At 65.3% G+C, this 12,658-nt stretch carries 11 protein-coding genes and 1 pseudogene; 3 read left to right on the top strand and 9 right to left on the bottom strand.

Annotation, left to right across the window (positions count from 1 at the left end; all coding sequences use genetic code 11):
* Nucleotides 1-144 precede the first annotated feature (144 nt).
* On the top strand, nt 145-1,716 hold the full coding sequence (locus tag EO156_RS16070; protein WP_016849167.1) for an alkaline phosphatase D family protein: 1,572 nt from the start codon (nt 145-147) through the stop codon (nt 1,714-1,716).
* A gap of 20 nt (nt 1,717-1,736) precedes the next feature.
* Here the strand turns inward: EO156_RS16070 and EO156_RS16065 are convergent, their stop codons facing one another.
* Nucleotides 1,737-2,333, bottom strand: a complete 597-nt coding sequence (locus EO156_RS16065; protein ID WP_026006857.1) for a 4'-phosphopantetheinyl transferase superfamily protein — start codon at nt 2,331-2,333, stop codon at nt 1,737-1,739.
* A 126-nt stretch (nt 2,334-2,459) separates the two neighbouring features.
* Here EO156_RS16065 and EO156_RS16060 point away from each other — a divergent pair, with 126 nt between their 5' ends.
* Nucleotides 2,460-2,711 (top strand): GlsB/YeaQ/YmgE family stress response membrane protein, encoded by a 252-nt coding sequence (locus tag EO156_RS16060; RefSeq protein ID WP_005914591.1) that lies wholly within the window; start codon nt 2,460-2,462, stop codon nt 2,709-2,711.
* Nucleotides 2,712-2,770: 59 nt separating this feature from the next.
* On the opposite strand, the gene EO156_RS16055 is transcribed toward EO156_RS16060, so the two are convergent.
* Together EO156_RS16055 and xth are read right to left on the bottom strand one after the other, a co-directional pair.
* Entirely contained in the window at nt 2,771-3,208 is a 438-nt protein-coding gene (locus EO156_RS16055; RefSeq protein WP_003487696.1) for a GFA family protein, read from the bottom strand.
* The gene (gene xth / locus EO156_RS16050; protein ID WP_016849169.1) at nt 3,205-3,984 is read right to left on the bottom strand and encodes an exodeoxyribonuclease III; all 780 of its coding nucleotides are present in this window, start codon (nt 3,982-3,984) and stop codon (nt 3,205-3,207) included. Before xth ends, EO156_RS16055 begins: the two co-directional genes overlap by 4 nt.
* Before the next feature lie 389 nt (nt 3,985-4,373).
* Here xth and EO156_RS16045 point away from each other — a divergent pair, with 389 nt between their 5' ends.
* The gene (locus EO156_RS16045; RefSeq protein WP_026006858.1) at nt 4,374-5,516 is read left to right on the top strand and encodes an ROK family transcriptional regulator; all 1,143 of its coding nucleotides are present in this window, start codon (nt 4,374-4,376) and stop codon (nt 5,514-5,516) included.
* 30 nt (nt 5,517-5,546) lie between these two features.
* Here the strand turns inward: EO156_RS16045 and EO156_RS16040 are convergent, their stop codons facing one another.
* From EO156_RS16040 to EO156_RS16015, 6 genes and pseudogenes are all read right to left on the bottom strand, one after another.
* Nucleotides 5,547-6,254: a hypothetical protein gene (locus EO156_RS16040; protein ID WP_026006859.1), complete on the bottom strand. Its 708-nt coding sequence runs from the start codon at nt 6,252-6,254 to the stop codon at nt 5,547-5,549.
* A 166-nt stretch (nt 6,255-6,420) separates the two neighbouring features.
* Nucleotides 6,421-7,305 (bottom strand): peptidylprolyl isomerase, encoded by an 885-nt coding sequence (locus EO156_RS16035; RefSeq protein WP_026006860.1) that lies wholly within the window; start codon nt 7,303-7,305, stop codon nt 6,421-6,423.
* An 81-nt stretch (nt 7,306-7,386) separates the two neighbouring features.
* Nucleotides 7,387-8,398, bottom strand: a pseudogene (locus EO156_RS16030) (glycerophosphodiester phosphodiesterase family protein).
* A gap of 611 nt (nt 8,399-9,009) precedes the next feature.
* Nucleotides 9,010-10,737, bottom strand: a complete 1,728-nt coding sequence (locus tag EO156_RS16025; RefSeq protein ID WP_003487681.1) for a cation acetate symporter — start codon at nt 10,735-10,737, stop codon at nt 9,010-9,012.
* Entirely contained in the window at nt 10,734-11,051 is a 318-nt protein-coding gene (locus EO156_RS16020; protein ID WP_003487678.1) for a DUF485 domain-containing protein, read from the bottom strand. The genes EO156_RS16025 and EO156_RS16020 overlap by 4 nt, the downstream gene beginning before the upstream one ends.
* Nucleotides 11,052-11,137: 86 nt before the next feature.
* Nucleotides 11,138-12,520 (bottom strand): DcaP family trimeric outer membrane transporter, encoded by a 1,383-nt coding sequence (locus EO156_RS16015; RefSeq protein ID WP_003487677.1) that lies wholly within the window; start codon nt 12,518-12,520, stop codon nt 11,138-11,140.
* Nucleotides 12,521-12,658 lie beyond the last annotated feature (138 nt).

Genomic DNA, 12,658 nt, shown 5'->3' with positions numbered 1-12,658 from the left:
CCCCGAGATGCGGCGCGCGGCATCCCTGATTGCGGCGCACTGTGCGGCCCATCGCGTTAACGCGGCCAGGCGTGGTCACGGACACGTAGCGGTAAGACGGCGGCGCTACACCTGCATGCAGCCGCAGCTGCCTGAAGGACACGCATGACCGCCTCCGATCCCGCCCGTCGCCGCGTCCTGCAAGGCTTGGGTGCCGGTGTGTTGCTGCCGGCCACTGCCGGTTGGCCCACGCGCAGCCTGGCCGCGCCGTCGGGACGACCCACCATCACCGACGGCGTGCAGAGCGGCGATGTGCTGGACGACCGCGCGATGCTGTGGAGCCGTGCCGATCGCCCAGCGCGGTTGCGGGTGGAATGGGACACGCGTCCAAGCCTGCGTCAGGCGCGGCGCGTGGACGGCACGATCGCGTCGGCGGCGCACGACTTCACCGCACGTGCGGACCTGAGCGGCCTGCCGCGCGACCAGGACATCTTCTATCGCGTGCGCTTCGAAGATGCCGACAGCGGCGTGTTGAGCGCGCCCGTCCACGGCCATCTGCGCAGTGCACCGCAGGCGCGCGGCGATGTGCGCTTTGTCTGGAGCGGCGACACGGTCGGCCAGGGCTTCGGCATCAACCCGGACATCGGCGGCATGCGTATCTACAGCGCGATGCGCGAGCGCAATCCGGATTTCTTCCTGCACAGCGGCGATACCATCTACGCCGACAGCCCGATCCCCGCCGAGCTGACGGTGGAAGACGGCAAGCGCTGGCGCAATCTCACCACCGCGGCCAAAAGCAAGGTGGCCGAAACGCTGGACGAATTTCGCGGCAACTATCGTTACAACCTGCTCGATGAGCACGTGCGCCGCTTCAACGCCGAGGTGTCGCAGCTCTGGCAATGGGACGACCATGAAACCACCAACAATTGGTCGCCCGGCAAGCAACTGGATGCGCGCTACCAGGTGCGCGACATCGATGTGCTGGCCAGGCGCGCCCGCCAGGCCTTCCTGGAATATGCGCCGATGCGCGGCGTGCGCGCCGATGGCAACGGGCGCATCTACCGCAAGATTGCCTATGGCCCCTTGCTGGATGTGTTCGTGCTGGACATGCGCAGTGACCGCGGCGCCAACAGCGACAACCTGCAACCGCAGCCCGGCCCCGATGCCGCGTTTCTCGGGCCGGAGCAATTGGCGTGGTTGCAACGCGAACTGGCCGGCTCGCGTGCGCAATGGAAGGTGATTGCTGCCGACATGCCGATCGGCCTGCAGGTGCCCGATGGCGAAGATGCGAACGGGCGCCCGCGCTGGGAAGCGATCGCCAATGGCGACCCCGGCGTGCCGCGTGGCCGCGAACAGGAAATCGCCACGCTGTTGCGCTTCATCAGCCGCGCACGCATCCGCAATACGGTGTGGCTCACCGCCGACGTGCATTACTGCGCGGCGCACTACTACCACCCCGATCGCGCAGCGTTTCAGCAGTTCGAACCGTTCTGGGAATTTGTCGGCGGCCCGCTCAATGCCGGCAGTTTCGGGCCCAATGCACTGGATGCCACGTTCGGCCCGAGCGTGGTGTTTCAAAAAGCGCCACCTGCGCCCAACGCCTCGCCGCTGGCCGGCTACCAGTTCTTTGGCGAAGTGGACATCGACGGCCGCAGCGGCGTGCTCACTGTGACGCTGCGCGACCTGGATGGGGTGGCGCAGTTCCGTCAACCGATTCTGCCGCACGGGGTGACGTAGAGGCCCACGCAGCGGACCGGTTACGCGCCCGGCAACGGATAGAACGCCAGCGCCGCGCGGCATTCCGGTGCCGCCCACCATTCGTGCAGCTGCCACTGCGCGGCCTGGCCAAGTTCCGGATCGCACCACTGCAGGTGCAGCGCGTCGTCGGGCGCGAGCGCATATGCCAGCCGGTGCAAGCCGAACGACAGGCCATGCCCATGGGCCTTGAGCAAGGCTTCCTTGGCGCACCACAGCCGAAAGAACAACGCGTGTTGTGCGTCCGGCGCCAGCGCAGCGAGCAAGGCGATTTCGTCGGGATGAAAGAAGCGTTGCGCGATCTCCAGCACACGTGGACGCGCACGAATGCGCTCCAGATCCACGCCCAGTCGCACGCCTTCGCCCAGCCCCACCAGCAGATACTCGCCGCTATGGCTCCAGCCGGTATCGCGGTCGGGCAGCGCCGGCTGCAGCGAGGGACGCCCGCGTGCATCGCGCTGCAATGGCACCGACGCCGGGTCGATACCCAACGCCGGGCCGAGCAGCTGACGCGCCTGCGGCTCGCCACGTTCGCCGGGGCGGTGCGGGCGTAGCCATAGCTGCACCGGGCCAACCCGCCAGCTCGCATGCACTGTCACGCGCCGTGCACCAAACCGAACAGTCGGCCACACCGTTCATCGCGTTCGACAGCTGCTTCACGTGCGGCTGCGTTGAATGGCGCCCATGCACCACTTCCGGTGCACGCGAACAAGGAGATCGGCAACATGGGCATCATCATCTGGTTGATCGTCGGCGGCATCGTGGGTTGGCTGGCCAGCATCATCATGCGCCGCGACGCGCAGCAGGGCATCATCCTCAATGTGGTGGTAGGCATCGTGGGCGCGCTGATCGCCGGTTTCCTGTTTGGTGGCGGCATCAACCAGGCCATTACGCTATGGACCTTCGTGTGGTCGCTGGTGGGTGCGGTGATTTTGCTGGCCATCGTCAACCTGGTGACCCGCGGCCGCCTGCGCTAACGCATCGCCTCACAGCTGTCGCATCACGCAACGCCCGGGCCTGCCCGGGCGTTGTCGTCTCAGCCTTTGGCGGCGATGCGATCGGCCGGATGGTGCACGCCGTCTTCCACCGGCACGGCAATGTTCAAGGCATACGGATTGACGCCTTCCAGGCAGCCGACGTTATAGCCGTATTCGTTGGGATTGGAGCGGCGCCGGTGATGCGTATAGATGCCGCACACGCCGCAGAAATAATGCGCTGCCGTCTGCGTATTGAACTGATACAGCTGCAGCACGTCTTCGCCCTGCACGACATGCAGGCCATCGAGGGTGACCGACGCGACGATGGCGCCGCGCCGGCGGCACATCGAGCAATCGCAGCGGCGTGGATCGAGCAGGCCATGCGGCAGATCCAGATCGATTTGCACTGCACCGCAGTGGCAACTCAGGCGATGCACCGGCCCCAGCGTGACATCGCCCACCTTGTGCGTGCTACGACGCAGATGCCGCTCGCTCATGCGCCGACCTCCGCCAGCCGCACCCACGCCGGTGCATGGTCACTGGGGCGCTCCCAGGTCCGCGGCTCGCGGTCGATGCCCGATTCCACCGTGCGCGTGCGCAAGGCATCCGACACCAGCGTCAGGTCGATACGCAGGCCCAGATTGCGGCGGAAACCGGCCTGGCGGTAATCCCACCAACTGAAGTGTTCGGCGTCCTGGTTGTGCAACCGGAAGGCGTCGTGCAAGCCCAGCGCCAGCAGTTTGTCCAACGCGGCACGTTCGTCGGTCGAGGTGAGGATGTGGTGCTCGTTCCACACCGTTGCGTCGTGCACGTCGCGCGCATCCGGTGCGATGTTGAAGTCGCCCAGCACCACCAGCTGCGGATACCGCTGCAGCTCCTGCGCGATCCAGTCGTGCGCTGCGGCGAGCCAGCGCAGTTTGTAGGCGTACTTGTCGGTGCCCACGTCCTGGCCGTTGACCACGTACAGGTTGATGATGCGCACGCCATCGACAGTGGCGGCGATGACGCGCTGCTGCACATCGTCCAGCCCAGGAATGCCCATCTGCACATCAATTGCCGGCGAGCGCGACAGGATCGCCACGCCGTTATAGGTTTTCTGCCCGCAGAACACGCTGCGGTAGCCCAGTGCCGCCAGCGCTGCATCGGGGAACTTGTGGTCTTCCAGCTTGGTTTCCTGGATGCCCACCACATCCGGCGCAAACGCAGCGAGCCACTGTTGCAGGTGCGGCAGGCGCACATTGAGCGAGTTGACGTTCCAGGAGGCAATCTTCATGGCGCGGACCGTGGTTCAAACCACCAATGGTACCGCGCCATGTGTCGCACTCAGGACGGTGAGCCATGCGTCCCCGCGCTGAGGCATTCCGCCGCGCGCTGCAGGTGTGTATTTGGGGAGGCACGTGCACCGTCCTGGCACCTGCGTCATCGGTGCCGCCCCATGAGCTGGCGTACCGGATCAGCGCAACTGACGCGCTTGCCGCCGAACGGCAGCGAGGGGCAAGCACCGACGCGCAGGCCCTGCCGGTCGTGCGACCGACGCCTGTGAGCCAGGGCACGAGGCAGGCACCTGTACCGGACAGGTACCATCAATTCAATCACTTACCGTGAAGCAATCCGATCGGTCGAAGTAGGTAAGCTAGCCCGACCCCTATGACACCGCTGGCCATGTCGTCATCCGCTGCAGTCGCGTTGCCACCGCAATCGCCTGCCTTCCCCAGTCTGAGCCTCAACGAGCGCGACATGCTCGACCGCCTGCGTCTGGCCGGCGTGCTCACCCGTGCCGACCTCAGCCGTGGTACCGGGCTGACCGTGCAGACCGCGGTGCGCCTGATCGAAGGTCTGCACGCGCGCGGCATGGTGCAAATGGGCGAGGCGGTGACGCGCCACGGACGTGGCAAGCCCGGGGTGGCGGTGTCGCTGAATCCGGCGCATGGGCACACGCTGGGTATCTCCATCGCCACCGATGCGCTGACCCTGGCGCTGGTGGATTTTTCCGGCGCCCTGCTCGCCTGCAGCGAGGTCGGGCTGACCGACACCACCTTGTACGGGGTGCTCACCCAACTGCAGGCCGCCGATGCGGCGCTGCTGGCACGTGTGGACACGGCCGGCGCACGCCTGGGCATCGGCGTGGCGCTGGGCGGGTTCTTCACCGGCGAGGATGCCTTCATCCATCCGCCCGAACCGCTGCGCGCCCTGGGCCAGATCGCACTGTGTCCGTGGCTGGCCGAGGCGTTCGGGCAACCGGTCTGGATGGATAACGACGGCAGCGTTGCCGCCGCCGGCGAAGCGATGCTGGGCGTTGGCCAGCGCCATCGCGACTTTGCCTATCTGTCCGTGGGGTACGGCCTGGGCGGCGGCCTGGTTATCGACGGCCAGGTGATGCGGGGGGCACGTGGCAACGCCGGCGCGTTCGCCGACATTTTGCCGGCGCGGCAGCTGGAACGGGCCACCCTGGAATTGCTGCGCGAACTGCTGGCCGAAGACGGCCTGGCGTTTGCCGATGTACGCAGCCTGCTGGCGGCCTACGATCCGGCCTGGCCGGCGATCGAGCGCTGGATTGCCCGCAGCGCACCGGGGATCGCGTTGATCGTCTCGGCCATCACTGCCGTGTGCGACCCCGACGCCATCGTATTCGGCGGTCGCCTGCCGGGCGATCTGGCGCAACGCCTGATCGCCGCAGTGCAGATCGCCACCCTGCCACGCGGCGAGCAGGCGCGCCTGCCGGTACTGCTCCCGGCCGAAGCACCTGCCGATGCCTGCGCGCTTGGCGCGGCCACCTTGCCGTTGAAGGCGCGTTATTTCGGTTGAGCGAGGCGCTGCCACGCATGGCAGGCGCGGCTAGCGTTCTTGCGGCGAAGACAGATGCGCACTCTGGTGAGCCGAAGCGGTGCTGTCATCTCCTAGTTGCCGCAGATGGCGGCAGCAATCGTCGAACAGCTCCACGGCCAAACTTCGTGCCTGTTGCTGCTGCTGTTGGGTCAGCGCGTCCAACACCTCCTCTTCGGCCTGCAGCGGCGTAGTTGCATCCAGCGGCTGCCCCGGCGGCTGGCGTGCTGCCAGTCGCCACGCGGCCGCATAGACCGGGTCGGGCGCATGCAGCAGAGGCGATTCCACCACTTGCGCCAAGGTCGCGATGGCATCGCGGTGACCTGCCAATGCCAGCGCTTCCAGGTCGCTCACGATGACAGCCACCTCGCGCTCCGCATCCGGCGACAACGTCGGCTGCGTGCCTGCAGGCGCAGCCGCCACGGCACGCTGCATCAGGTCGGCCGCGCGTTGTGCCAGCAGATAGCGCTGGGCATCCACATCGCCACGCGCGGCAGCTGTACGTAGCATCGCCTCGATCTGCAAGGGCGTGTCTGCCACGCATCCGGGACGACCAGACAATCCTGCAACACTCACCGCACCGCGCGCGATCTGCGCAGCCTGTTCGTGCTGGCGTTCGCGGCAGGCGAGTTGCTGCATGGCGGTATCGAACAAGCTGGGCGATGCGCTGTTGGATGGCTGGCGCGATCGGGCGGCGCCCGATGGCGCGCTTGGCGTCATGGGTCGATCCTGGATGCGCTGCGCGTCCGGTGCGTGCAACGCGTGCAGCGACCATGTAAACGCCAGCATCAGCACGATCGCAGCAACCGTGCCCGGCCATGGCCAGGTCGATCGATCGCCTGCCCCATGCGTCGTTTGCAGTCGGCGTGTCATCGCGCCCGGCGCCTCAACGCAGCGCCGCTTCCAGCGCGGCGCGATCGAAGCGCACCGGATTGGCCTGACGCAATTGCTCCAATGCGTTGGCAGCCGCTTGGTCGCGCAATTGCACCTCGATCTGTCCGCGTGCGCTGTCCAGGGTTGCCGGTCGCCGCGCATCGACACGGATCAGGTGGTAACCCTCCGGGCCACGTACCGGCGCCGACACCTGCCCCACCGCCAGGTCCTGCACCGGCGCGACAAACGCGTCCGCCACATTGCGCAGAAACATCGGCGACAGTTCGCCGCCCTCGGCCGCAGTACTGGCATCGTCGGACTGCCGCATCGCCAGTTCGGCAAACGGTGTGCCGGACTCCAGCTGTTGCTTGAGGCGCTGCGCCCGGGCAAGCGCCTGAGCATCGGTCAGGGGCGTCCCACGCCGCGCCTCGCCCTGCGGCTTCAACGCCACGAACACATGGCTCAAGTGCACTTCATCGTAATCGTGTGGATGCGCATCGAATTGCGCCTTGATCTGCGCAGCATCGATCTGCGCGCTTTCGCGCGCACGCGTCTGCACGGCCTTGGCCAGGATCGCATCGGTCGCCTGACGTATACGCGCGGCCACGACCGGGTCGTCCTGCAAATGCGCACGCCGGGCCTGCTCCACCAGCAACAGGCGATCGGCGAATTCGCGCACAAATTCCGGGTCGGCCGCACTGGCCGGATTGAAATCCTGTGGCAAGCCGGCCAGCGCAAGCGCGCGGTACTCCTGCGCATCGAGCGATTGTTTGCCGATCTGCAGCACCGTTGCCTGGTTGCTGCGGACATCGGATGCGGCAGTGGCGGCCTGCGCCGCTGCCACGCAGAAGATCAGGCTCGCCGCTAGCGCGGCAGGCAACACACGTGGGGAAACCATGAGACAACCTCCGTTAGACAAGAACCGACGGCGGTCAGCGCCGCCGTCGGGTTCGGCCCGTGGGCCAACCAGAGGCATCCGTTATTCGTGCTTGCCGCGCGCACGCAGATAAGCGATGGCGCCCTTCGGGTCATCGGTGGTGATCAGGCGGAAGTCCTCGTCGCGCGTAATGAAATCCAGACTGCCGCGATTGTCGGCGGTGTCGCGGCCACCGGAGTAGGAGAAATACAGGTCCGACAAGGCGTAGCAGCACGCGCCGCTGTTCTGATAGAACTTGCCGGCATACGGACCGTCGGGAATGGCCTGGAATACGCCGACGCGATAACCGCGCTCACGAATGAAGTCGGCATCGCTTTGCAACAAGCCACCGAGCTGCTTAACGTTGATCTCCATCGTCTGCTGGCCGTCGTTCATCCACGCCGAGATCGTCTGGCGCACGTTGATCTTGCCGAGCATGTTGGTGGTGAACACCGGAATGCCGACCATGCCGCTACCGTCGGCACGGTAGGCATCGCGACTGGTGTATAGCGTTGCATTGACCTTGGCGGCGACATAGCTGCCGGACGCCACCCCGAACGCGCCTTCGGCTGCCCTGCGGACGGCACGCACCGTGGCCGCATCCTTGATGTCGAACACCATCGGAGTGCGCAGGTTGTGCTGCTTGTAATAGGCGAACACGTCATCGACGCGCGGCACGTGATAGCCGGTAATGGTGGTGCGGTTCGGGCTCAACAGAAAGAGCGCGCTGACCTGCGACCAGGGCGTCACCAGGACTGATGGGTTCACGCCCTGGTTGGTGATGGGGTCGTATTTGACGCCGGGGTGCTGCTGCCACACCGTGGTGGTACGGCCAAGGTTGTAGTCGTGCAACAGGACCGGCACACCGTCGCTGGTGAGCTTGACGTCCAACTCCACGCCATCCATGCACTGGTCGTTGGCAGCCTGCAACGCGCCGCGCGAGTTCTCCGGCAGATCGGCGATCCCGGCGTATTTCCCCCCATAGGCCGCGATGCGCCAGAACCGTGGTCTTGTCGGCGCCATTGAACAGGATGGCATTCATTTTATTTGCGGTGGAGTCGTTACAGGCTGCCATCGCCAACTGTGGCAGGGCTGCCAATAGCGCAAGCGTTCCAACGAGCCTGCATGCACGGGCCAGCGGATGGGTCTTACAAGAAGTCGTCATGTCTCTCGTATCCAGAAGGAAGGAAGGTGCAGCACCAGTGACGAGGACCGATGAGTCGACACCATCGATGCATTCGCCGGACCGCGCCCTCACTCGACCGACCAAAGACGGAGAGCGAGGGCGAGCCGGCCGTGATCGGCGGTCGACTCGGCGGGAAATTTAGTCACTTTCGATGACTTAATTTCTGCGGGCAGATGGCGGTTTGCTACCAACACGCAGCGATGGCGCACGCAGCGAACGACATGTCGAACATGGGCATGCAATGCCGAGTGTCTGGCGTTTCTCAGCACAAAGAATGCGAAGACCAGGTGGCAGAAGCGGCACGATGCGCACGGCCTACACGGTGCAGCGCACCCGTGCTCGGGCATCACGACGAAGGCGCGGCTGCGCGGGCCAGGACCGCGGCGGTACCGTCGCGCGATCGTCCGGCTGCAGCATCACCAACGAAGCCGCCTCGCCCAAACGCAAAACGCCGGCACTGGGCCGGCGTCTGCGATCACACCAACAATGACGCTAATCGATCAGTGACCGGACGCACCACTGGCACCCAGGCCGGTTTCGGCACGGATCTGCTGCGCCTTGAAGGCGGCGCGTTCGTTGGCTGCCTGCGGGCTGCGATCCAGCACGGAGAACAACCAGATGCCCACAAAGCCAATCGTCATCGAGAACAGCGCCGGCGAGGTGTACGGGAACGGCGCCGAGCCGGCCGCGTTGCCCAGCGTGTCCACCCACACCGACGGCGACAGGATCGTCAGCACCAGCGAAGAGATCAGGCCGAGGAAACCGCCGATCACTGCGCCACGGGTGGTGCAGTTCTTCCACAACAACGACAGGATCAGCACCGGGAAGTTGGCCGAGGCCGCGATGGCGAACGCCAGCGACACCATGAAGGCCACATTCTGCTTCTCGAACACGATGCCCAGCAGCACCGCGATCACGCCCAGCACCAGGGTGGTGGCACGCGAGACCTTGAGCTCCGAGCCCGGCGCCGGGTTGCCCTTCTTGATCACCGTGGCGTACAGGTCATGCGACACCGCCGAGGCGCCGGACAGGGTCAGGCCCGCCACCACCGCCAGGATGGTGGCGAAGGCCACTGCCGAGATGAAGCCCATGAACACGTTGCCGCCCACGGCGTTACCGACCAGCACCGCCGCCATGTTGGCCGCACCCTTGCCGCCATGGATGGTGCCGGTGGCAACATCGGCGAACTGTGGGTTGGTCAGCACCAGTGCGATCGCACCGAAGCCGATGATGAAGATCAGGATGTAGAAGTAGCCGATCCAGGTGGTGGCCCACAGCACCGACTTACGCGCCTGCTTGGCATCGGGAACGGTGAAGAAGCGCATCAGGATGTGCGGCAGGCCGGCGGTACCGAACATCAGCGCCATGCCGAAGGAAATCGCCGAAATCGGGTCCTTGACGAAACCGCCCGGTCCCATGATCGACAGGCCTGCTTTTGCCGCATCCTCGGGCGAAGCGCCACCGCTGGCCGCGACCGCGGTTTTGACCCGCACGCCTTCGGCAAACAGCGCCTCGAAGCTGAAGTTGAAATGCCACATGATCGCCACGGCCATGAAGGTCACGCCGGTCAGCAGCAGCACGGCCTTGATGATCTGCACCCAGGTCGTTGCGGTCATGCCGCCGAACAACACGTAGATCATCATCAGCACGCCGACCAGGGTCACCGCCACCCAGTAGTCCAGGCCGAACAGCAACTTGATCAGCGCACCGGCACCGACCATCTGTGCGATCAGATAGAACAGCACCACCACCAACGTGCCCGACGCCGCAAAGCTGCGGATCGCCGTCGGCGCGAAGCGGTAACCGGCCACGTCGGCAAACGTGTACTTGCCGAGGTTGCGCAGGCGTTCGGCCATCAGGAAGGTCAGGATCGGCCAGCCCACCAAAAAACCGATCGCATAGATCAGGCCGTCGTAGCCGTTGGCCATCACCGCAGCGGTGATGCCCAGGAACGAGGCCGCCGACATGAAGTCGCCTGCGATCGCCAGGCCGTTCTGGAAACCGGTGATGCCACCGCCAGCGGTATAGAAGTCAGCGGCCGACTTGGTCTTGGCCGCTGCCCATTTGGTGATCCACAGGGTGGCCAGCACGAAGAAGCCGAACATGCCGATCGCCACCCAGTTGGTGGGCTGCTTGTCGACCTGACCCAGGTCGCCGCCGGCTGCCAGTGCGATGCCGGCGGGCATCAGGCCGGCCAGAATCAGGAGAAGGCGCGAAATCTTGCTCATTTGCGGGCTTCCTCCAGGATCTGCGCGGTCAGCTGGTCGTAAGTGCTGTTGGCGCGACGCACGTAGATGGCGGTGATGACGATGGTGAATACCATCACCCCGATCGCGATCGGGATGCCGATCGAGGTCACGCCGGCACCGATCGGCTTGGCGAGGAATTCCTTGTCGAAGGCAATCAGGCCGATGTAGCCGTAATAGGCCAGCAACATCAGTACGGTAAGCGTCCAGCCCAGCGTGTTGCGCTGACGCTTGAGTGCGTGGTACTTCGGATTGGCATCGATCTTGGCGATCAACGCGTCATTCGAGACGGTCATGGTCTGTCTCCTGATAGAGCGCTGGTAAGACATAAGGCGGCGATGCCCGCTCCACCGCAGTGGAGCAGGCCGCCAGTGGCAGAACGCTAGAAGCTGTACTTGGTGGTGAACTGCAACCGCGAGATGTCGCCGCTGTCGCCGTTTTCGGCTTCGCGACGGCCGTACATCAGCTCGGCGCCGACATCCACCTTCGGCAACGGCGAATAGAACACGTTGGCGCGAACGCTTTGCTGGGACTTGCTGGCGAGCCCACCGGTATTGGCCAGCGAATGGTCGTAATTCACGCGCGAGTACATGAGGGTGCTGCGCAGCTTGGCGTTGTAGTCGTGGCGCCACGCCACCCAACCGGCGACCGTGGTGACGGTCTGGATATTGCCGTCGATGTCGATTTCCACATCCGAGCCGTTACCCAGGCCCAGATAGCGTCCCAGGCCCTCGCCGTAGCTGAGCTGGTAACGCAGATCGTTTTTGGAGTTGATGATCCAGCGACCGCCGCCGGCGATGGCGCCGCCGAAGTCGGTGTCGTTGGTCAGCGCGCTGCGGGTGCGGTACTGACGCGCAATGGCCGACAGCCCGAACGTGCCCCAGGTGCCCTTCCAGTTGTAACGCGCGGTCAGGTCCGGCATCGCACCGTGATCCGAGGCCAGGATGGTGTTGCCGCCCTGGTACGGGGTGGTCAGCGTCTCGGGGTTTTCGGCCGACACGCTGAAGGCGCCGCGGGTGTAGCGGATCTGGGTCTGACGGCTGAACAACGCACCGTCGGTCGGTCCGACGATGTCGGCGGCCTCGGGCAGGATCGTGGAATCGATGAAGTTGGACCAGGTCTGGCCGGCCAGCCAGTTGTTCCAGCTCACGTAGGCGTGGCGCAAGGTGCCGCCGTACAGATTGTTGACCTGGTTGGCCAGCGCGTTGCCGAAGAAATCCAGTTCGATGAAGCCGGTGATCTTGTCGCCGTTCTCGGTAACCGTGTCCACGCCCAGGTTGAAGCGCGAGAACTTGGCATGGAAGTCGGTGTCGGTGCTCGAGGCCTGGCCACCGACCGGCGTCTGGGTCGGGATGTACAGGTAACGCCCCACCGCACCTTCAGGCAACGCGCCGTCGGAGGTACGGGTGGTCATGAAGTCGGCCTTGATGAAACCACCGTAACGGAACGTTGTCCCCGCCGCTGCGTTCGGTGTGATGCTGGTCAGCTGGATCGGTCGCTTGCCCGCCGGCACCGCAGGCGCGGCCGGTGCCTGCGCCTGCGCGGCACGCACCTCGGTCACCTGGGTCTGCGTCTGGGCGATCTGGCCCTGCTGTTGTTGCTGTGCAGAGACCAACAGCTGGACCTGACGCTCGAGCTCGGCAATACGGGCTTCCAGCGCCTTTTCCTTGGCCGTTTGCGCGAACGCCACGCCTGGCAGGATGCTGGCCACAAACAAGGCAGCCGCCAACGGATGGCGCACCAGCGGTGCAGTACGGTGTCTCATGAACCCTCTCCCCAATGAAGGCCTCGCGCTTGATGGCGATGCTGTGCGGAGCGTGAGGCAGTCCGCGCTTCGGAGCCTATTCGCCTTTGGTCGTAGCTGCAACGCAGCATTCCGCAAGATGACCGATGGTCGCACCGC

Origin of the sequence: Xanthomonas sp. DAR33341, assembly GCF_003992815.1 — a bacterium.
GTDB lineage: Bacteria > Pseudomonadota > Gammaproteobacteria > Xanthomonadales > Xanthomonadaceae > Xanthomonas > Xanthomonas cissicola.
The sequence above is the reverse complement of the archived record's forward strand: the minus strand, read 5'-3'. Positions and strand labels throughout refer to the sequence as shown.